Below are 19173 nucleotides of genomic sequence, written 5' to 3'. Positions count from 1 at the left end.
CCGTTCCGCAGACGTTTCCGCAGACGCCTGCTCACATGCCCGCGCGGACGTTTCCGCAGACGCCTCCGCCGACGCCTGCGTGGCCGCTTCGTCAGCCACCCTGGACCACCACCCTCCGTGTCGCGACGGACTGGAGCAGCCGCCCCACCGCCAGCAGCGCCAGCGCCCAGCCCGCCTGGAACGCGTACGCCCAGACCAGATCCCATCCGGTGTGCACGCCGAGGAAGACATCCGCCGGGACCTGGAGCAGCGAGGACCAGGGCAGCGCCCGCGCCACCTCGCCCAGCAGACCGGGGAAGACATTGAGGGGCAGCAGCAGCCCGGAGAAGAACATCCCGGCCAGCATCGCCATCTGGGCCACCCCGGCCCCGTCCATCAGCCAGAACGCCGAGAGCGCGACAAGAAAGCGGATCGCGAAGCTGACCACGACCCCGAGCAGCACGGCGAGAAGGAACGCCGGCCAGATCAGCGGATCGGTGGGGAGCGCCAGTTCGAAGGCGAACGAGCCGAGCACCATCGGTACGATCCCGCGCCCCAGCAGATGGAACGCGGCGCGGCCGAGATCCCCGGCCAACCACCACAGCTGGAGATCGGCGGGCCGGTAGAGATCGACGGCGATGTCACCCGTACGGATCCGCTCGATCAGCTCGTCCTCGAAACCGCCGCCCATCATGGCGCAGGTCATCAGCAGCGCCTGACCGAGCCACACATAGGTGACGGCCTGGGAGAGGCCGTAACCACCGAGCCCCGGGCGCTCGTCCCAGAGCGCGATATAGGTGTACGCCACGATGAAGCCGAAGACCGTATTGGTGAACACTCCCGCCAAGGTCGCCACGCGATACGTGGCATAGCGCCGGAACCCACCCACGGCCACCACGGCATACAGCCGCACCACACCTCAGCTCCCTCGTATCGTCCGCGCCGGTCCGCGCCGGTCCGTACCGGCCCGTAACGACCTGTACCGGTTTGTGCTGGTCCGCACCGGCCCTAGTGGCGGCACCCGGCACCGGCCCGGGGCGCCCCCGCGCCCGGCGCCCCGCACCCGGCACCAAAGCGCACGACCCTAGTCCACCGGGATCAGCCGTCGCGACCGGTTATCGAGTTGGTGCGGGACCCGCTGACGGGCCAACGGCGCTCAGCCGTTCTGGCCCTGTTTCAGGGGGCTTCATGGGGCCGCACAGCGTTTCTCGGGGCTGCGCCGTGAATCGCCTGATACGACACCGTTATGCCGGAGAGGGCGAATCCCCCGGCCGCGGCCGAGGAGTCTCCACACTTATGAGCGATGTGTCAGACGTGTCAAACGTGTCAGACGTGTCACAGCGGCAGGGCTGGGCCCCCCGGGACCCCTCGGCCCCCGCCCCCACGATCTCCCGCTTCCCGGCACCACGGAAGAAGAGCCGGGAAAAGGACCGTCCCCGCCGTACCGGCCTGCGCAGACTCGTCCCCACCCGGCGGACGCTGCTGGGCACTCTCCTGTTCGGCACGCTGCTCCTCGGGGGCGGCCTGATCGCCGGATACCACCTCGTCGGCATCCCGGCCGCCAACACCGCGGCCACCCTCCAGTCCAATCTGTATCTGTACGCGGACGGCACCCAGATCGCCCGCGACGGCGAGATCAACCGCGAGAACATCCGGCTCGCCCAGGTGCCCAGGGCCGTCCAGCGAGCCGTACTGGCCGCCGAGGACCGCGGCTTCTACAGCGACCCCGCCGTCAATCCCCAGGGCATGGTCCGCGCCGTCTGGAACACCGTCACCGGCAAGGGCACCCAGGGCGGCTCCACCATCACCCAGCAGTACGTCAAGAACTACTACCTCGGCCAGGAACAGACCGTCGTACGCAAGGCCAAGGAACTCTTCATCGCCATCAAGCTCAACCGCGAGGAGAGCAAGAAGACCATCCTCCAGGGGTATCTCAACACCAGCTACTTCGGCCGCAACGCGTACGGCATCCAGGCCGCCGCCCAGGCCTACTACGGCAAGGAGATCGAGGACGTCAACCTCGCCGAGGGCGCCTATCTGGCCTCGCTGCTCAACGCGCCCAGCGACTTCGACGTCGTCGTCCACCCGGAGAACCGGCCGGCGGCGGAGGCCCGCTGGAACTATGTCCTCGACGGCATGGTCAAAGAGCGCTGGCTCACCCCGGCCGTCCGGGCCACGCTCGCCTTCCCCGTACCCAACGAGGTCAGGACCTCCAACAGCGGGCTCTCCGGACAGCGCGGCTATGTCGTCCAGGCCGTCGAGGACTATCTCGTCAGCAACAAGATCATCGACGAGCGCACCCTGGCCGCCGGCGGCCATCGCATCACCACCACGCTGGAGCGGGAGAAGCAGGACGCCTTCGGCGAGGCCGTCCAGGACATCGTCCTCAGCCGTCTCGACACCGGCCGCGCCGCCGACCGCAACGTCCGCGTCGGAGGCGTCTCCATCGACCCCGCGACCGGCAAGGTCGTCGCCATGTACGGCGGGATCGACTACACCAAGCAGTACGTCAACAACGCCACCCGCCGCGACTACCAGGTCGGCTCCACCTTCAAACCCTTCGTCCTCGCCGCCGCCGTCGAGAACAACTCCCGGACCCGGTACGGGGAGCCCATCACCCCCAACACCGTCTACGACGGCAACAACGAGCGCATGGTCGAGGGCGTGGACGGGCCCACCGGCTACGCCCCGGCGAACGAGGACCACATCAACTACGGTCCCGTCTCACTCCGCGAGGCCACCGACAAGTCCGTCAACGCCGTCTACGCGCAACTCGCCCAGGACATCGGCCCCGCCACCGTCAGAAACACCGCCATCGCCCTCGGTCTGCCCAGCAACACGCCCGATCTGAGGGCCTCCCCCTCCATCGCGCTCGGCCCGGCCAGCGCCAGCGTGCTCGACATGGCGAAGGCGTACGCGACGCTCGCCAACCACGGCAGACACGGCACCTACACACTGGTCCAGAAGATCAGCAGAAACGGTACGAAGATCGATCTGCCCCACCAGGAACCCCGGCAGGTCATCAGCCGCGAGGCCGCCGACACCACCACCGCGGTGCTGCGCGGAGTCGTCGAGGGCGGCACGGGCACCGCGGCCCTCTCGGCGGGCCGTCCCGCCGCGGGCAAGACGGGCACGGCGGAGGACGACAAGGCGGCCTGGTTCGCCGGCTACACCCCGGACCTGGCCACGGTCGTCGCGATGATGGGCGCCGATCCCAAGACCGCGGCGCAGAGACCGCTGTACGGGGCGCTGGGCCAGGACCGTATCAACGGCGGCGGACCGCCGGCGGAGATCTGGGGCCGGTTCACGGCCACCGCCCTCAGGGACACCCAGAGCGAGGACTTCGACCTGCGGCTGGACAACGGCGCCGAGGAGATGTTCTCCCCGGAGGACGGGTCCGATCCGTTCGGCGAATTCGGCGGCGGAGCGCCGGGCGACATCGGGGACCGGCCGGAGGGGGACGGGTCCGGTTCCGGGGACGGCGACGGGGAGCAGGGGCAGGAGCCGGAGTCACCGGGGCAGTCGGAGGACTGGTCCGTCGCCCGGCCCGGAGTCCCGGCCCATGGCCCGACGGGCGGAAACGGTGGCGGCGCCCCTGTCACGGGAGGGCACCAGGGGTCCCAGGCGCGCCCGGACCGTACGGGCCGGACACCGGGCCAGGGACAGTTCCAGGGGCAGGCTCAGGCAGCACAGGGGCAGTCGTCGCAGCTGCACGGTGTGAGCGGCGGTTCCGTCCCGGGAGGCGTCGGCTCCAGCGACGGAACCGCCGACATCGGCACGACCCAAGGCGTCATCGGGCGCGGCGCCCGGGGCCGACGCGCCGGCGGCGGAGGAGCTGGCGGCGGAGGGACCGGCGGAGAAGGAACCGGTCGCGGAGAGGCCCGCCGCAGGGGAGCCCGCCGCGGAGGAGTCCGTCGCGAGGAAGCGAACGGCTCGGGGCGGGAGACGGGCGGCCGCCCGGACCGCGGAAGACTCGCCGCTCTGGACGGATGACCGGGTGCCGACCGGCGTCGCCCCGGCCCGGCGTCGCCCCGACCCGTCGCGGGGACGGCCTGGAGCGGGGGACGGCGACCGGCGGCCGATGGCCGGTGACCGACTACAGATAGAGCCCGGTGGAGTCCTCGGAACCCTCGAACCGGTCGGCGGCGACCGCGTGCAGATCGCGCTCCCGCATCAGTACGTACGCCACCCCGCGCACCTCGACCTCGGCCCGGTCCTCGGGGTCGTACAGCACCCGGTCCCCCGGCTCCACCGTCCGTACGTTCTGCCCCACGGCCACCACCTCGGCCCAGGCCAGCCGCCGGCCGACCGCCGCTGTCGCGGGAATGACGATGCCGCCGGACGAGCGCCGTTCGCCCTCCGGGATGTCCGTTCTGACCAGGACACGGTCATGGAGCATACGGATGGGCAGTTTGTCGTGCTGGTTGCGGGGGTTCTCGCTCACAACCCAGAACCTACCTGCTTACGTCCGTGCCGTACGCCATAGGGGTAAGCAAGCCGTACACCGGCCGCGGACCCCGTCCGGCCCTGCCGGGCCCGGACCCGTCGGTGTCCCGCGCCGTCAGCCCCCGCGCCGTCGTCCCCGCGCCATGGGCCTCGGCGCCGTCAGTCCTTGCGCCGCCGCATCGACACCGCGAGCAGACCCACGACCCCGACGGCGATCAGCGCCACCGGGACCAGCCGCTCCAGCCGTGGTCCGCCGTCCAGTCCGATGAACGGGGCCCGTGCCCCCGACACCACCCTGTTCACGGCGACGAACGCGCGTCCGGCCGTGTGATCCACACTGGAGACCACCCGGGCCTTCGCGTCACCGACGATCGTCTTCGGGTGCACCCGCACCCCGATCTCGTCCAGCGTCTCGGCGAGCTGCCCGCGCCTGCGGACGATGTCCGCCTCGATCTGCGCCGGGGTCCTGGAATCCGACACCGCGCTGCCTCCGTCGTCGTGTCCGGTAGTCCTTCGTCAGTACTTCAGCAGTACTTCCTCGACAGTCTGTCAGCTTCGCCGTCGCCGCACCCGACGGCACCCCCGATTACGCTCGGCCACGTACACCCGACCTCCATCGAGGAGAACCATGAGCGAGCGACTCAAGCCCGGCGACACCGCCCCCGCCTTCACCCTGCCCGACGCGGACGGCAACGACGTCTCGCTCGCGGACCACAAGGGCCGCAAGGTCATCGTCTACTTCTATCCCGCCGCCCTCACCCCCGGCTGCACCAAGCAGGCCTGCGACTTCACGGACAACCTCGGTCTGCTGGCCGACGCCGGGTACGACGTGATCGGGGTGTCACCCGACAAGCCGGAGAAGCTGGCGAAGTTCCGTGAGAAGGAGAACCTCAAGGTCACGCTGGTCGGGGATCCGGCCAAGGGGATTCTGGAGAGCTACGGGGCCTTCGGCGAGAAGCAGTCGTACGGCAGGACCGTGACCGGCGTGATCCGCTCCACGATCGTCGTCGACGAGGAGGGCAAGGTCGAGCACGCGTTCTACAACGTGCGGGCGACCGGCCATGTGGCGAAGATCATCAAGGATCTCGGTATCTGATCCCGGTGCCTGATCTCGATATCTGACGGTATCCGGCACCGGGACCGCGTGACATCCGACCGGGGTCCCACGTGAGTGGGACCCCGGTTTGCCATCGCTGTGGCGGCGCGGAAGGTTCCTTGGACGCGTTCGCACACGTTTGCCCGAGGAAGGGATCCGCGCCATGGCCGGCCACGAGCACGACGAGGAGGCCGACGCCGAAGCGGTCGCGGGTCACACGCCGCGCCACCGGTCCGACACCACCGTCATCGTCACCGACGAGCGCGCGGTCGGACGGGCCGTCAGGGCCGCGGCGCTGGGCAACGCCATGGAGTGGTTCGACTTCGGCATCTACAGCTATCTGGCGGCGACGCTCGGACATGTCTTCTTCCCGTCCGAGAGCTCCACGGTCCAGTTGCTCTCGTCCTTCGCGACCTTCGCCGTCGCCTTTCTCGTACGCCCGGTCGGGGGCATGGTCTTCGGCCCCATGGGTGACAGGATCGGGCGCAAGAAGGTGCTCGCGCTGACGATGATCATGATGGCGATCGGCACCTTCGCCATCGGCCTGATCCCCTCCTACGCGGCGATCGGCTTCTGGGCGCCGGTCCTGCTGATCTTCTTCCGGCTGGTCCAGGGGTTCTCCACCGGCGGCGAGTACGGCGGGGCTTCCACGTTCATCGCGGAGTACGCGCCCGACAAGCGCCGGGGGTACTACGGCAGCTTCCTGGAATTCGGCACCCTCTCGGGATACATCGGCGCGGCGGGTCTGGTCACCGCGCTCCACGCCTGGGCCGGAGCGGACGCGATGGAGGCGTGGGGATGGCGGGTGCCGTTCCTGGCCGCGGGCCCGCTGGGGCTGGTCGGTCTGTATCTGCGGCTACGGCTCGACGAGACGCCCGCGTTCCGGGAGCTGCGGTCGGGGAGCGCGGGGGCCGCCGGGGCGGCGCGGGCCGGGGGCGGGACGGGGCGCGAGGCGGGGCACGGGGCGGGACGCGGGGCGGCGGACCGAACGCCGGACCGGACGCCGGACCGGGCGTCCGCCCGTACGGGGACAACAGCCCGGGGGGATCTGGCGAAGATCTTCCGGGGGTACTGGCGGACGCTGATCCTGTGCGTGGCGCTGGTCGGCGCGTACAACGTCACGGACTACATGCTCCTGTCGTACATGCCGACGTATCTCTCCGACGAGCTGGGCTACAGCAACACCCATGGACTGCTCATCCTGCTGGGCGTGATGGCGTTCCTGCTGCTGATCATCAACCGGATCGGCGTGCTCAGTGACCGCTTCGGCCGCAAGCCGCTGCTGATGACGGGCATGCTCGGCTTCTTCTTCCTCTCGCTTCCGGCCTTCGTCCTGATCGGCCAGGGCAGCGTCCCGGCGATCACCGCGGGCGTGCTGATGCTGGGCCTGTCGCTGGTCTGCCTGCTCGGCACGATGTCGGCGGTGCTCCCGGCCCTGTTCCCGACGGAGGTCCGCTACGGCGCGCTCTCCGTGGGCTACAACGTCTCCGTATCCCTCTTCGGCGGTACGACCCCGCTGGTGATCACGGCCCTGATCGGTCTCACCGGCAGCAATCTGACGCCGGCGTACTACGCGATGGCGGCGGCGCTGGTCGGGGTGGTGGCGGTGACCCTGATGAAGGAGACGTCCCGAAGCCCGCTGCCGGGCTCGCCTCCGTCGGTGGCGACGGAGGCGGAAGCCCTGGCCCTGCCCCAAGCCCGGCCCCCGCGGCGCGAGTTCTGACCCACACCCCCTTCACCCCGCATCGCCCGCCCCGGTGCGGGCCGTTCCGTTTTCCGGACGTGACCATCCGATATCCGGTTCGTTGGTCAGTACGACGCCGCGAACGCGCGGCCGGACAGAGGGGAACGAACCACCGTGCCGGTGAGCCCGTACACACGAGAGCGCCTCATGGAGGCGGCACGTTCGTCAAAAACACTGTCGGAGGCACTGACGAAGCTCGGGGTCGATCCGAAGCATGCGTCGCGACGCAAGTACATATCCGAGCGGATGAAGAAGCTGGATGTCGACACCTCGCACTTCGAACGCGAAGCCGCCCGGTGGACCAGGGAGATCCTCGAATCCGCTGTCACGGCCTCGACGAATATGCACGAAGTGCTACGCCGTCTCGGCGTTGAACTCGTAGGCGGTCAGCACACTCACATCAGTCGCCGGGTCAAAGCCCTGGGTATCGACACCTCGCACTTCACGCCGCAGGTACGCAAAGAGAACATGCGCGGCAACCGGCGCCGTCGGTCACCCGCGGAGATCCTGGTCGAGGAAAACTCGGCACAGGCGCGCCGTACCCCCAGTTCGCAGCTGAAGCGAGCGCTGCTCGGACTCGGCGTGGAAGAGCGCTGTGCGCTCTGCGGCTGCGCGGCACGATGGCGCGGGCACCCGCTCCCCCTCGAGGTGGACCACCTCGACGGGAACTGGCGCAACAACCGCGTCGAGAATCTCCGGATCCTGTGTCCCAACTGCCATTCGACTACGGACACTTACCGTGGCCGCGGCAAGGCCCGTCGAGCAGCGGCGAGCCAACCGTCACCCATCGGGGCCGATGGCCGGTGAGCGACGTCCAGCGATACACACGCGAGCGGCTGACGGAAGCCGCGGCTCGATGCGGCGACATCAACGAGGTGATCGCTTTCTTCGGCACACGCCGTTACGGCCACCTCAAGCGGTACTTGTTGCGCCGCTTCGCCCACTTCGAGATAGATATCTCGCACTTCCGCCAATGCGGCGGCTTCACGACAGGAACGCGGCCCGAGATCGGCGCACTTCGCGAAGCCGTCGCCCATTCGCTCTCCATTGCCGAGACACTGCGGCGGCTCGGCCGACCCGACAACGGCACCCAGCGAGCCATGCTGCGCGAGTGGACGACGGCGGAAGGTATCTCGACGTCACATTTCCTGGGCCAGGCACACCAACGAGGAAAGCCGGGCACGACCCCGCCGAAAACGGCAGACCGCATACTCGTCAAACACGGCGGTGGGCGGCGCACCAGATCCGTTCAGTTACGCCGGGCACTCGATGAGATCGGCGTTCCGTACCAGTGCGGCGAATGCGGAACCGGTCCCGCTTGGCAGGGCAGGCCCATGACACTGGAGGTCGATCACATCAACGGCGACTGGAGCGATGACCGTCGGGAGAACCTCCGGCTGCTGTGCCCCAACTGCCACGCGATCACGACCACCTGGTGCCGGGGCGGTGCCCGCCGGGAGAGGGGTGAAAAGCGGACTTAGGCCACGCTCACATGCCCGCCCAGGCACCGGCCCGCTATCATGACAATGGCTGGCGGCCGTTGCTGAATTGGAATAAGCGGGGGCTTTAGGTGCCTCTGGGTTCGCCCATGTGGGTTCGAGTCCCACCGGCCGCACCTGGTAGAGGGCCGCTCACAACCTGTGAGCGGCCCTCTTGGATGTCAGCCCAGCAGTTCACGGATCGCCGGGACCAGGGCGCGGAAGGCCTGGCCTCGGTGGCTGATCGCGTTCTTTTCGGCGGGGGTCAGTTCCGCGCAGGTGCGGGTGTCGCCGTCGGGCTGGAGGATCGGGTCGTAGCCGAAGCCGCCTGTGCCGGTGGGGGAGGTACGGAGGGTGCCGGGGAGGCGGCCCTCCACGACGCGTTCCGTGCCGTCCGGGAGGGCCAGGGCTGCCGCGCAGGCGAAGTGGGCCGCGCGGTGGGGGGCATCGATGTCGGAGAGCTGGGCGAGCAGCAGGTTCAGGTTCGCCGTGTCGTCGCCGTGGGTGCCCGCCCAGCGGGCGGAGAAGATGCCGGGCGCGCCGCCGAGGACGTCGACACAGAGGCCGGAGTCGTCGGCGACGGCGGGGAGGCCGGTGGTGTCGGCGAGGGCGTGGGCCTTGAGGAGCGCGTTCTCGGCGAAGGTGACGCCGGTCTCCTTGACATCGGGGACGCCGGGGTACGCGTCCGCGCCGACGAGGTCGTGGGGCAGACCCGCGTCGGCGAGGATGGCCCGGAGTTCGGTGAGTTTCCCGGCGTTCCGGGTGGCGAGGATGAGACGGGTCATGCCCTCAGTATCCGGTCCCGTGCGGAGTGTCCGTCACGGGGTGCAGATGTTGCCGATCTCGGCCGCCGCATCGGAGACGGGCGTGAGGTCGGGGGTGTTGTCGCCGTTCTCGATGGCCGTGCGGACGCTGTCGACCCCCTTGCCGAGGTCGCCGACGGCCTTGCCGAGGTCGGCGTTGTCTGTCTTGTCCTTGAGGCTGTCGAGCTCGGCGTCGATGTCGTCGAGGGCCTCGTCGACCTTGAGCGGGTTGTCCCCGACGTTGGAGACGGCCTGTTCCAGATTGCTGACGCTGCCGGCGATGGCGTCGGCGGCAGCCACGCAGTCCATCGCCTTGTCGAGGGCTCCGCAGCCGGCGGTGAGCGGCAGGGCCAGGGCTGCGGCGGCGAGGGCCAGGGTGATACGGCGTCGGCGTATGGGCGCGGGCATGGCGCGGGTTCCTCCCCAGGGTGCGGGCGGGCGCACGGTTCGGTCCGTGGGCCCGTGCGCTGGGAGACGCGCCGCGGGTCCTCCCGGTTGCCCTTCCGCGTACCGGAGTTGGCACCGGCGCGTACCGGAGCTGGCACCGGCCGCGCCCGCCGCCCTCGCGGACGCGGCCCGCCCGCCCCCGTGGATGTGGCCCGCCGCCCCCGTGGACGCTGCTTACAGGGTCTGTTCCAGGGCCGAGAGCTGGAGTGCCGCCAGGTCGGTGCAGCCCGCGGTGGCTAGGTCGAGGAGGGCGTTGAGTTCCTTGCGGTCGAAGGGCTCGGCCTCGGCGGTGCCCTGGACCTCCACGAAGCGGCCGTCGCCGGTGCAGACGACGTTCATGTCGGTCTCGGCGCGGACGTCCTCCTCGTAGCAGAGGTCGAGGAGGGGCGCGCCGTCGACGATGCCCACGCTGACGGCGGCGACCGTGCCGGTGAGGGGGCGCCGGGCGGGCTTGATGATCTTCTTGCCCTGGGCCCAGGCGACGGCGTCGGCGAGTGCGACATACGCGCCGGTGATCGCCGCGGTGCGGGTGCCGCCGTCGGCCTGGAGGACATCGCAGTCGAGGACGATGGTGTTCTCGCCGAGCGCCTTGTAGTCGATCACGGCGCGCAGCGAGCGGCCGATGAGGCGGCTGATCTCGTGGGTACGGCCGCCGATCTTGCCGCGTACGGATTCGCGGTCGCCGCGGGTGTTGGTGGAGCGGGGGAGCATCGAGTACTCGGCGGTGACCCAGCCTTCGCCGCTGCCCTTGCGCCAGCGCGGGACGCCTTCGGTGACCGAGGCGGTGCAGAAGACCCTGGTGTCACCGAAGGAGATGAGGACGGAGCCCTCGGCGTGCTTGCTCCATCCGCGTTCGATGGTGACGGGACGGAGCTGTTCGGGGGTGCGGCCGTCGATTCGTGACATGCCGCGAGCCTATCGGCACGCGCTTTCCCCCGGGGTCCCGGTTCATCGTCGGGCCTGGTGGGCGCCCGGCGGTGGATCCGTCCCCCGGAGCGGGAAGCGCTTCACATCATGTCTTCGATGTCGGCCGCGATGGGGTCCGCGTCCGTGCCGATGACCACCTGGATCGCGGTGCCCATCTTGACGACTCCATGGGCTCCCGCGGCCTTGAGCGCGGTCTCGTCGACGAGGTCGGGGTCGACGACCTCGGTGCGGAGGCGGGTGATGCAGCCTTCGATCTCCTCGATGTTGTCGAGTCCGCCGAGTCCGGCGACGATCTTCTCCGCCTTGGTGGCCATATCTCTCTCCCTGACTGTCGTGACGGTCGAAAAGCTCCGGCTCGTCTCCGGTCGGTCCGCTCCGCCGCGCCCGTTCCGTTTCGTCACGGTAACGCACAGTTGGACCATCTTCGCGGGCGCACCTTCACCGCGTACCCAATGATGACGATCACCGGCACCCTGCCCGAGGCCGGTTCCGGAAGCCTATCGCGACTGGTCTACACCAGTTGGGGGCCGGGGCGCGCGCCGTCGCGGCACAACGGAAGGACGCCGATGAGCGCCGACAGCACGCCAGCGCCCCGGTCCGGGCGGGCGGGGCCGCGCGGGAAGTGGTGGAACGGGCTGTTCCAGGGGCTTCAGAAGATCGGCCGGAGCCTTCAGCTCCCGGTGGCCACCCTGCCGGCCGCGGGGCTGCTGGTCAGCCTCGGGAATCTGTTCTCCGCCTATCTGCACGGCCCGTTCTGGGACAGGACCGCCAAGGTGCTCAGCCTGGGCGGCGGCGCGATCCTGGACGGGGCGTTCGGTCTGCCGCTGCTCTTCTGCATCGGGGTGGCGATCGGTTTCGCCAAGAAGGCGGACGGCTCGACAGCGCTCGCGGCGGTGGTCGGCTTTCTCGTCTACCACGGCGTCCTGGCCGCCTTCCCGGTCGGCGGCTCGGTGACCAGGGACCGGCCCGACGGCATCCCGCAGAACCCCGGTGTGCTCGGAGGCATTCTGATCGGGCTGCTCACGGCGGTCGTCTGGCAGCGCTTCCACCGTACGAGGCTGGTCGACTGGCTCGGCTTCTTCAACGGCCGCCGTCTGGTGCCGATCCTGATGGCGTTCCTCTGCACGCTTCTCGGGGTGGCCTTCGGGCTGCTGTGGGAGCCGGTCGGGGACGGGCTGACCGCGTTCGCCAAGCTGCTCATCGATCTGGGCGCGTGGGGGGCGGGCATCTTCGGGTTCGCCAACCGGCTGCTCATCCCGATCGGTCTGCACCAGTTCCTGAACACCTTCTTCTGGTTCCAGGCCGGTACGTACACCAAGCCCGACGGCACCGTCGTCATGGGCGATCTGACGCGGTTCTTCGCCGGGGACCCCACGGCGGGCCAGTTCATGTCGGGGTTCTTCCCGGTCATGATGTTCGGGCTGCCGGCCGCCGCACTCGCCATCGCGCACTGCGCGCGCCCCGAGCACCGCAAGCGGATCGGCGGGCTGATGTTCTCCGTCGCGCTGACCTCGTTCGTCACGGGGGTGACCGAGCCCCTGGAGTTCTCCTTCATGTTCGCGGCGCCACTGCTGTACGGAGCGCACGCGCTGCTGACGGGGGCGTCGATGGCGATCACCTGGGGGCTGGGGGTGCACGCGGGCTTCAGCTTCTCGGCCGGTCTGATCGACTATGTCGTGAACTGGCATCTCGACACCAAGCCCTGGCTGATCATTCCGATCGGGTGCTGTTTCGCGGTGGTGTACTACGTGGTCTTCCGTGCCGCGATCACGCTCTTCGACATTCCGACGCCGGGGCGGGAGCCCGAGGAGCTGGAGGAGGAGACGGAGCAGCAGAACACCAAGGCGTGAGCGGGTGAGCACGCGCTGAACGGGTGAGCACGCGCATGAGCGGGGAGGGGTCCGCCGCCATGATGCGCCGCCGTGAGGTGCCGCCGTGAGGTGCCGCCGTGAGGTGCCGCCGTGAGGTGCCGCCGTGAGGTGCCGCCGTGATGTCGCGGAACTCCCGGGCGGCGCCCGCTATGGTCCAGGCCACAGTTTTCGCAGGTTCCTTGTACAACCCCTGCCGTGTTAGAACAGGTCTACACCACTGAGTGGTGTAGACCACGTGGCCTTGCGCGCCGCATCCGGGCACCGGTTGGAGGAGCTTGATGAGTACGGCCGACGTCGCCCCCGCGGCGAAGAAGGACCCCGCGGCGCGGCGGAGCAGCCGGGCGATGGCGGTGATGCAGCGCATCGGACGCAGTCTGATGCTGCCGGTCGCCGTGCTGCCGGCCGGTGCCCTGCTGGTGCGCCTCGGCAACGACGACATGCTCGGCCGCGAGTCGTTCCCGGCGTTCATCACCAAGATCGCGGGCTTTATGGCGGCGGGCGGCAACGCCATCCTGGACAACATGCCGCTGCTCTTCGCCGTCGGCATCGCGATCGGCTTCGCCAAGAAGTCGGACGGTTCGACCGCGCTGGCCGCCGTCACCGGCTATCTGGTCTTCAAGAACGTCCTGGGCACCTTCACCGACTCCAATCTGGAGCAGGTGGCGACGGTGGTGGACGGCAAGATCGTCATGACGGACGCGCCCGTCGACGCCAAGGTCCTCGGCGGTGTCGTCATGGGCATCGTCGTCGCCCTGCTGTACCAGAGGTTCTACCGGACGAAGCTGCCGGACTGGGCGGGCTTCTTCGGCGGGCGCCGGCTGGTGCCGATCCTCTCGGCCTTCGCCGGTCTGATCATCGGTATCGTCTTCGGCTACATCTGGCCGGTCCTCGGTACGGGTCTGCACAATCTGGGCGAGTGGCTGGTCGGCTCGGGCGCGGTCGGCGCGGGCATCTTCGGGGTCGCCAACCGCGCGCTGATCCCCGTCGGTATGCACCATCTGCTGAACTCGTTCCCCTGGTTCCAGGCCGGTACGTACGAGGGCAGGAGCGGTGACATCAACCGCTTCCTCGCGGGCGACCCGACGGCCGGGCAGTTCATGACCGGCTTCTTCCCGATCATGATGTTCGCCCTGCCCGCGGCCTGTCTCGCGATCACCCACTGTGCCCGTCCCGAGCGCCGCAAGGTCGTCGGCGGCATGATGCTCTCGCTGGCGCTCACCGCGTTCGTCACCGGTGTGACGGAGCCGATCGAGTTCACCTTCATGTTCATCGCGCCGGCGCTGTACGCGATCCACGCGGTGCTGACCGGTGTCTCCATGGCGCTGACCTGGGCGCTCGGGATGAAGGACGGATTCGGCTTCTCGGCGGGCGCGGTCGACTTCTTCCTCAACCTCGGCATCGCGACGAATCCATGGGGGCTGGCGCTGGTCGGCCTCTGCTTCGCGGTCGTCTACTACGCGGTGTTCCGCTTCGCGATCGTCAAGTTCAACATTCCGACGCCGGGCCGCGAGTCCGACGAGGAACTCGCCGAACTCCGGAAGGCCGAGGCGAAGTAGGCACGTACCGGTCCCGCACGCCCCGTACCGGGTCCCGTACGCCCGTACCGGCTCCTGTACCGCTCGTGCCGCTCGTGCCGCAAAACCCCGTGGGCCCCGCCGTTGTCAGGAACGGCGGGGCCCACGGTTCATCGGCACGGACAAGCTGTCGGACAGGTCCGACAGACCGGACGGTCGGACAGGTCGGCCATATCAGACAAGTCGGCCACGTCGGGACAGGTGGCCGGGGCCTGGCGGCCGGTCAGATGTCGTACACGGCACCGGGAACGGCGAGTTCCGCGCGGCCTCCGTACACCTCGCGGGCATCGGAGAGATTCTGCTCGCCGTCCGTCCAGGGCGGGATATGCGTGAGGACGAGCCGGCGCGCACGGGCGCGGGCGGCGTGGGCGCCGGCCTCGCGGCCGTTGAGATGGAGGCCGGGGATGTCCTCCTTGCCGTAGGTGAAGGCCGCCTCGCACAGGAAGAGATCCGTGTTCTCGGCCAACTCGACCAGTGGCTCGCAGACACCGGTGTCACCGGAGTAGGTGAGGGACCGGCCGCCGTGCTCGATACGGATGGCGAAGGTCTCTATGGGGTGCGCGACCTTCTCCGTCCGGACCGCGAAGGGGCCGATGTCGAAGGAGCCCGGCTTGAGCGTGTGGAAGTCGAAGACCTCGCTCATGGACTTGTCCGTCGGGGTGTCCGCGTAGGCCGTGGTGAGGCGCTGCTCGGTGCCCTCGGGCCCGTACACCGGGATGGCGTCGCAGCGTCCGCCGTCGAACCGGTAGTAGCGGGCCACGAAATAGCCGCACATGTCGATGCAGTGGTCCGCGTGGAGATGGCTGAGGAAGATGGCGTCGAGGTCGTAGAGACCAACATGGCGCTGCAACTCGCCAAGGGCGCCATTACCCATGTCGAGGAGCAGCCGGAAGCCGTCGGCCTCTAGGAGGTAGCTGGAGCAGGCCGATCCCGCGGAGGGGAACGAGCCCGAACAGCCGACGACGGTGAGCTTCATGGAGCGTGAACCTCCGTGGCGTGGAAGGGGGGCGACGGGGGTTGTGCGGTTTGTCGAGCGTAAAGCGCGAAACGGCTGGTCGCTCCTCCACAGCGGTCCGTTGTGGGAGAACTCACCTGCGCTGTCACCGGTTCGGATGGACGGTGACGACGGGGTGACGACGGGGCCGGCGGGCCCCGTACACGCGTCCGGCCCCCGGCCCGGATCGGGCGGGGGGCCGGGGGCGGGTCCGGAAATCGGGGGGTGCGGGGGGGCGTCGTCGGACGGCCGTGCCCGGAACCGGCCCCGGGTCACGTCCGTGTACGGCCCGGAGTCAGCACCAGGTACGGCCCGGATCACGCCCCGTAGACGCGGACCGGGATCACCGGCCCCGGATCGCCGGCCCCGGATCGCCCTGGGGCCGTGTTCGCTCTACGCCCAGAGCTGGCCGTGCAGTGTCTCGATCGCCTCTTCCGTGGTGGCCGCCGTGTAGACGCCCGTCGAGAGGTACTTCCAGCCGCCGTCCGCGACGACGAAGACGATGTCGGCGCTCTCCCCGGCCTTGACCGCCTTGCGCCCGACGCCGATCGCCGCGTGCAGCGCGGCGCCGGTCGAGACGCCCGCGAAGATGCCCTCCTGCTGGAGGAGTTCACGGGTACGGGTGACCGCGTCGGCCGAGCCGACGGAGAAACGGGTGGTGAGTACGGACGCGTCGTACAGCTCGGGCACGAACCCCTCGTCGAGGTTGCGCAGCCCGTAGACGAGATCGTCGTAGCGCGGCTCGGCGGCGACGATCTTGATGTCGGGCTTCTGTTCGCGCAGGAAGCGGCCGACGCCCATCAGCGTGCCCGTCGTACCGAGCCCCGCCACGAAGTGGGTGACGGACGGCAGGTCGGCGAGGATCTCGGGACCCGTGGTGGCGTAGTGCGCGCCCGCGTTGTCGGGGTTCCCGTACTGGTAGAGCATCACCCACGAGGGGTTCTCGGCCGCCAGCTCCTTGGCGACCCGTACCGCCGTGTTGGAGCCGCCCGCCGCCGGGGACGAGATGATTTCGGCGCCCCACATCGCCAGCAGGTCGCGGCGCTCCCGGGAGGTGTTCTCCGGCATGACGCAGACGATGCGGTAGCCCTTGAGCCTGGCCGCCATGGCGAGTGAGATACCGGTGTTGCCGCTGGTGGGCTCCAGGATGGTGCAGCCCGGGGTGAGCCGTCCGTCCTTCTCGGCCTGCTCGACCATATGGAGGGCGGGCCGGTCCTTGACGGAGCCGGTCGGGTTGCGGTCCTCCAGCTTGGCCCAGATCCGCACGTCGTCCGAGGGCGACAGCCTCGGGAGCCGTACCAGAGGGGTGTTGCCGACCGCCGCCAGCGGGGAGTCGTAGCGCATCAGGCCGGGATCGCTTCGAGCGCGCCGCCGGCCACCGCGGGCAGGATCGTCACGCTGTCGCCGTCGGCGAGCTCGGTGGAGACGCCGTCGAGGAAGCGGACGTCCTCGTCGTTGAGGTAGACGTTCACGAACCGGCGGAGCTGGTTGTTCGCGGCCGGGTCGATGAGCCGCTCCCGGATACCGGCGTGCCGGGTCTCGAGGTCGGCGAACAACTCGGAGAGCGTGTCGCCGGTGCCCTCGACGGCCTTCGCGCCGTCGGTGTAGGTACGGAGGATGGTCGGGATGCGGACCTCGATGGCCATGACATGGGCTCCTGTCGGGAGACGGCGTGACGGGCGCGCGGCTCGGGCCCCCGCGCGAGGGGGTGGTGCGAGTACGGCGGGGCAGCGCTCGGGGGCTGTCGCTCAGCCGGCGGCGCTGTCGGGACAGATGGCGCTGGCGAGGCGGCACAGGTCGACGTGCAGCCGCGCCACGAGCAGCGGGGTGCTCGGCGTCTTGTCGCTCACGTCGGTGAAAACCATGGGTTCATCGTATCGATTCCCGCCCGGCGTCCCGGTACGCGTTCTCGTACGGTGGACGAATGGTGTTCGTCAGGCGGACGGCGGGAGATAGACGACCGTGGGGGCGCCGGTGACGGGATGGGTGGTGACCTCGGCCGTCACCCCGTAGACCGTCGCGAGCAACTCGGGGGTCAGTACGGAGCGCGGCGTTCCGGAGGCGACGATCCGGCCGCCCTGGAGCACATGGATACGGTCGCAGTAGTACGCGGCGAGGTTGAGATCGTGCAGGGCGAGCAGATTGGTCGTGCCCGATCCTCTGATCAGCGTGAGGACATCGAGCTGGTGCCGGATGTCGAGATGGTTGGTCGGTTCGTCGAGTACGAGCAGGGCCGGGCGCTGGACCAGGGCGCGTGCGATGAGCGCGCGCTGCCGTTCGCCGCCGGACAGCGAGGGGAAGTCCCGGTCCGCGAGGGCGGCGATCCCGGCCCGTTCGAGGGCGGCGTCGGTGAGGGCCGTGTCGGCGGCCGTGTCGGCCTCCCAGAAGCGTTTGTGCGGCGAGCGGCCCATGGCGACGACCTCACGGACGGTCAGCTCGAAGTCGAGCCGGCTGTCCTGGGGCACGGTGGCGACCCGGCGTGCCCGTGCCTTGGCGGTCATGGTGTGCAGATCGCCGCCGTCGAGGAGGGCGTGTCCGGCCGTGGGGCGGAGCGTGCCGTACACACAGCGGAGCAGGGTGGTCTTGCCGCTGCCGTTGGGGCCGACGAGTCCGATGGTCTCGCCGGGGGCGGCGGTCAGCTCGGCGCGGTCGACGAGCAGCCGGCCGCCGGTCTCGTACGACAGTCCTTCGACGCGCAGCTCGGCGGCGGGTACGGCGGGCGGCGCCGCCGGTCCTGACGGCGGCCGCGAGGCGCTCGTGGCGGCGCTCATACGGGTGCTCCTTCCGGGCGGCGGCGCATCAGCCACAGGAAGAGCGGCCCGCCGGTGAGCGCGGTGAGCACCCCGACGGGGATGTCCTGGGGCGCGGCGACCGTACGGGCCGCGAGATCGGCGACGACGAGGACGAACGCCCCGCCCAGCGCCGCGACGGGCAGCAGCGCGCGGTGACCGGCGCCGACGGCCATCCGGGCGGCGTGCGGTGCCAGCAGCCCGATGAAGCCGACCGCCCCGCTCGCGGCCACCATCACCGCGGTGACCAGGGAGGCGAGGACGAAGACCGCGGCGCGGAAGCGTGAGGTGTCGAGACCGAGCACGGTCGCGCCCTCCTCCCCCGCCAGCAGCAGATCGAGCGGTCTGGCCAGCGCGATGAGCAGTGCGGTCCCGGCGGTGAGCGCGATGGCGGGCGGTACGAGCGTGGCCCAGCGGGCGCTGCCGAGGCCGCCCAGCGACCAGTACAGCGCCTCCTGGAAGTGCTCGGGCCTGGCGGAGACGACCAGGATGAGCGTGGTGAGCGCGGAGAGGATGTACGAGACGGCGACGCCCGCGAGCACGAGCCCGCCGCCGGTCATCGTGGAGCCGCGCCGGGCCAGGCCGTACACCAGCGCCAGCGCGAGGAGCGCCCCGGCGAAGGCGGCGGCCGGCATCGCGACGGTGGTGGTCACCCCGCCGCCGATGCCGAGGACGAGGACCAGCACGGCGCCGGTGGAGGCGCCGGAGGAGATGCCGAGCAGAAAGGGGTCGGCGAGCCGGTTGCGTACGAGCGCCTGGAGGACGGCGCCGACGACGGCGAGCCCGGCGCCGACGATCACACCGAGCAGCACCCTCGGCAGCCGTACGTCGAGCACGATGGTGCGGAAGGGGCCCGGCTCCGCGCGGCCGGTCAGGATCGTGATCACCTGACCGGGCGGGATCCGTACGGAGCCGAGGGCGAGGCCCGCGACGACGGCGACGGCGAGGGCGGCGGCGAGAGCGCCGAGCACCAGGGTGTGGCGGAGCCGCCCGTGGGCGCGGGCGGGCGCGGTGGCGCGGGTCAC

20 protein-coding genes and 1 tRNA gene are annotated in these 19173 nt (G+C 70.0%); 8 read left to right on the top strand and 13 right to left on the bottom strand.

The genetic code is table 11. The annotated features are described in order from the left end of the window. Nucleotides 1–91: 91 nt before the first annotated feature. Nucleotides 92–892, bottom strand: a complete 801-nt coding sequence (locus OG214_RS25265; protein ID WP_405987613.1) for an ABC transporter permease — start codon at nt 890–892, stop codon at nt 92–94. A gap of 410 nt (nt 893–1302) precedes the next feature. On the opposite strand from OG214_RS25265, the gene OG214_RS25260 reads away from it, so the two are divergent. After that, complete coding sequence (locus tag OG214_RS25260) at nt 1303–3972, top strand: transglycosylase domain-containing protein (RefSeq protein ID WP_405986030.1); 2670 nt, start codon at nt 1303–1305, stop codon at nt 3970–3972. A 103-nt stretch (nt 3973–4075) separates the two neighbouring features. On the opposite strand, the gene OG214_RS25255 is transcribed toward OG214_RS25260, so the two are convergent. Both OG214_RS25255 and OG214_RS25250 read right to left on the bottom strand, forming a co-directional pair. Next, a complete protein-coding gene (locus tag OG214_RS25255) occupies nt 4076–4378 on the bottom strand; it encodes a co-chaperone GroES (protein ID WP_046506547.1) in 303 nt (100 codons plus the stop codon). A 206-nt stretch (nt 4379–4584) separates the two neighbouring features. After that, nucleotides 4585–4905, bottom strand: coding sequence for a DUF3618 domain-containing protein (locus OG214_RS25250; protein WP_363083886.1), 321 nt, complete (start codon nt 4903–4905; stop codon nt 4585–4587). A gap of 148 nt (nt 4906–5053) precedes the next feature. On the opposite strand from OG214_RS25250, the gene bcp reads away from it, so the two are divergent. The 5 genes from bcp to OG214_RS25225 all read left to right on the top strand — a co-directional run bounded on the left by bcp (nt 5054) and on the right by OG214_RS25225 (nt 8880). Then, entirely contained in the window at nt 5054–5521 is a 468-nt protein-coding gene (bcp, locus tag OG214_RS25245) for a thioredoxin-dependent thiol peroxidase (protein WP_363083885.1), read from the top strand. Nucleotides 5522–5684: 163 nt separating this feature from the next. Beyond that, on the top strand, nt 5685–7244 hold the full coding sequence (locus OG214_RS25240) for an MFS transporter (RefSeq protein ID WP_405986029.1): 1560 nt from the start codon (nt 5685–5687) through the stop codon (nt 7242–7244). Between the two features lie 168 nt (nt 7245–7412). After that, the gene (locus OG214_RS25235) at nt 7413–8072 is read left to right on the top strand and encodes an HNH endonuclease signature motif containing protein (RefSeq protein ID WP_405986028.1); all 660 of its coding nucleotides are present in this window, start codon (nt 7413–7415) and stop codon (nt 8070–8072) included. Beyond that, nucleotides 8069–8746 (top strand): HNH endonuclease, encoded by a 678-nt coding sequence (locus OG214_RS25230; protein WP_405986027.1) that lies wholly within the window; start codon nt 8069–8071, stop codon nt 8744–8746. Before OG214_RS25235 ends, OG214_RS25230 begins: the two co-directional genes overlap by 4 nt. Before the next feature lie 52 nt (nt 8747–8798). Next, nucleotides 8799–8880, top strand: a tRNA-Leu gene (locus OG214_RS25225). A gap of 45 nt (nt 8881–8925) precedes the next feature. Here OG214_RS25225 and rdgB read toward each other — a convergent pair. The 4 genes from rdgB to OG214_RS25205 form a co-directional block, all read right to left on the bottom strand. Next, nucleotides 8926–9528: an RdgB/HAM1 family non-canonical purine NTP pyrophosphatase gene (gene rdgB / locus OG214_RS25220; protein ID WP_405986026.1), complete on the bottom strand. Its 603-nt coding sequence runs from the start codon at nt 9526–9528 to the stop codon at nt 8926–8928. 33 nt (nt 9529–9561) lie between these two features. Continuing rightward, nucleotides 9562–9954, bottom strand: coding sequence for a hypothetical protein (locus tag OG214_RS25215; protein WP_363085224.1), 393 nt, complete (start codon nt 9952–9954; stop codon nt 9562–9564). 213 nt (nt 9955–10167) lie between these two features. Beyond that, nucleotides 10168–10899 (bottom strand): ribonuclease PH, encoded by a 732-nt coding sequence (gene rph, locus OG214_RS25210; protein ID WP_363085223.1) that lies wholly within the window; start codon nt 10897–10899, stop codon nt 10168–10170. Nucleotides 10900–11000: 101 nt separating this feature from the next. After that, entirely contained in the window at nt 11001–11342 is a 342-nt protein-coding gene (locus tag OG214_RS25205; RefSeq protein WP_363085222.1) for a PTS glucose/sucrose transporter subunit IIB, read from the bottom strand. A gap of 144 nt (nt 11343–11486) precedes the next feature. On the opposite strand from OG214_RS25205, the gene OG214_RS25200 reads away from it, so the two are divergent. Then, nucleotides 11487–12770, top strand: coding sequence for a PTS transporter subunit EIIC (locus OG214_RS25200; RefSeq protein ID WP_405986025.1), 1284 nt, complete (start codon nt 11487–11489; stop codon nt 12768–12770). A gap of 299 nt (nt 12771–13069) precedes the next feature. Continuing rightward, nucleotides 13070–14347, top strand: a complete 1278-nt coding sequence (locus OG214_RS25195) for a PTS transporter subunit EIIC (RefSeq protein ID WP_363085220.1) — start codon at nt 13070–13072, stop codon at nt 14345–14347. Between the two features lie 241 nt (nt 14348–14588). On the opposite strand, the gene OG214_RS25190 is transcribed toward OG214_RS25195, so the two are convergent. From OG214_RS25190 to OG214_RS25165, 6 genes are all read right to left on the bottom strand, one after another. Then, complete coding sequence (locus OG214_RS25190; RefSeq protein ID WP_363085674.1) at nt 14589–15341, bottom strand: MBL fold metallo-hydrolase; 753 nt, start codon at nt 15339–15341, stop codon at nt 14589–14591. Nucleotides 15342–15752: 411 nt separating this feature from the next. Further along, the gene (locus tag OG214_RS25185) at nt 15753–16703 is read right to left on the bottom strand and encodes a cysteine synthase (RefSeq protein ID WP_363085676.1); all 951 of its coding nucleotides are present in this window, start codon (nt 16701–16703) and stop codon (nt 15753–15755) included. Next, nucleotides 16703–17005, bottom strand: a complete 303-nt coding sequence (locus OG214_RS25180) for a MoaD/ThiS family protein (protein ID WP_363085677.1) — start codon at nt 17003–17005, stop codon at nt 16703–16705. The genes OG214_RS25185 and OG214_RS25180 overlap by 1 nt, the downstream gene beginning before the upstream one ends. A gap of 102 nt (nt 17006–17107) precedes the next feature. Beyond that, nucleotides 17108–17224, bottom strand: coding sequence for a putative leader peptide (locus OG214_RS25175; RefSeq protein ID WP_363085678.1), 117 nt, complete (start codon nt 17222–17224; stop codon nt 17108–17110). Between the two features lie 69 nt (nt 17225–17293). Beyond that, nucleotides 17294–18130, bottom strand: a complete 837-nt coding sequence (locus tag OG214_RS25170; protein ID WP_405986024.1) for an ABC transporter ATP-binding protein — start codon at nt 18128–18130, stop codon at nt 17294–17296. Next, the gene (locus tag OG214_RS25165; RefSeq protein WP_363085680.1) at nt 18127–19173 is read right to left on the bottom strand and encodes an iron ABC transporter permease; all 1047 of its coding nucleotides are present in this window, start codon (nt 19171–19173) and stop codon (nt 18127–18129) included. The genes OG214_RS25170 and OG214_RS25165 overlap by 4 nt, the downstream gene beginning before the upstream one ends.

The organism is Streptomyces sp. NBC_00872 (assembly GCF_045161915.1).
Taxonomy (GTDB): domain Bacteria; phylum Actinomycetota; class Actinomycetes; order Streptomycetales; family Streptomycetaceae; genus Streptomyces.
The sequence above is the reverse complement of the archived record's forward strand: the minus strand, read 5'-3'. Positions and strand labels throughout refer to the sequence as shown.

Excerpts from the sequence above, each read along its gene's own strand:
- OG214_RS25255 (WP_046506547.1), bottom strand. The coding sequence starts at position 4,378 with ATGCTCCATGACCGTGTCCTGGTCAGAACGGACATCCCGGAGGGCGAA.
- bcp (WP_363083885.1), top strand. The coding sequence starts at position 5,054 with ATGAGCGAGCGACTCAAGCCCGGCGACACCGCCCCCGCCTTCACCCTG.
- OG214_RS25240 (WP_405986029.1), top strand. The coding sequence starts at position 5,685 with ATGGCCGGCCACGAGCACGACGAGGAGGCCGACGCCGAAGCGGTCGCG.
- OG214_RS25235 (WP_405986028.1), top strand. The coding sequence starts at position 7,413 with ATGGAGGCGGCACGTTCGTCAAAAACACTGTCGGAGGCACTGACGAAG.
- rdgB (WP_405986026.1), bottom strand. The coding sequence starts at position 9,528 with ATGACCCGTCTCATCCTCGCCACCCGGAACGCCGGGAAACTCACCGAA.
- OG214_RS25215 (WP_363085224.1), bottom strand. The coding sequence starts at position 9,954 with ATGCCCGCGCCCATACGCCGACGCCGTATCACCCTGGCCCTCGCCGCC.
- rph (WP_363085223.1), bottom strand. The coding sequence starts at position 10,899 with ATGTCACGAATCGACGGCCGCACCCCCGAACAGCTCCGTCCCGTCACC.
- OG214_RS25205 (WP_363085222.1), bottom strand. The coding sequence starts at position 11,342 with ATGGTCCAACTGTGCGTTACCGTGACGAAACGGAACGGGCGCGGCGGA.
- OG214_RS25200 (WP_405986025.1), top strand. The coding sequence starts at position 11,487 with ATGAGCGCCGACAGCACGCCAGCGCCCCGGTCCGGGCGGGCGGGGCCG.
- OG214_RS25195 (WP_363085220.1), top strand. The coding sequence starts at position 13,070 with ATGAGTACGGCCGACGTCGCCCCCGCGGCGAAGAAGGACCCCGCGGCG.
- OG214_RS25190 (WP_363085674.1), bottom strand. The coding sequence starts at position 15,341 with ATGAAGCTCACCGTCGTCGGCTGTTCGGGCTCGTTCCCCTCCGCGGGA.
- OG214_RS25185 (WP_363085676.1), bottom strand. The coding sequence starts at position 16,703 with ATGCGCTACGACTCCCCGCTGGCGGCGGTCGGCAACACCCCTCTGGTA.
- OG214_RS25180 (WP_363085677.1), bottom strand. The coding sequence starts at position 17,005 with ATGGCCATCGAGGTCCGCATCCCGACCATCCTCCGTACCTACACCGAC.
- OG214_RS25175 (WP_363085678.1), bottom strand. The coding sequence starts at position 17,224 with ATGGTTTTCACCGACGTGAGCGACAAGACGCCGAGCACCCCGCTGCTC.
- OG214_RS25170 (WP_405986024.1), bottom strand. The coding sequence starts at position 18,130 with ATGAGCGCCGCCACGAGCGCCTCGCGGCCGCCGTCAGGACCGGCGGCG.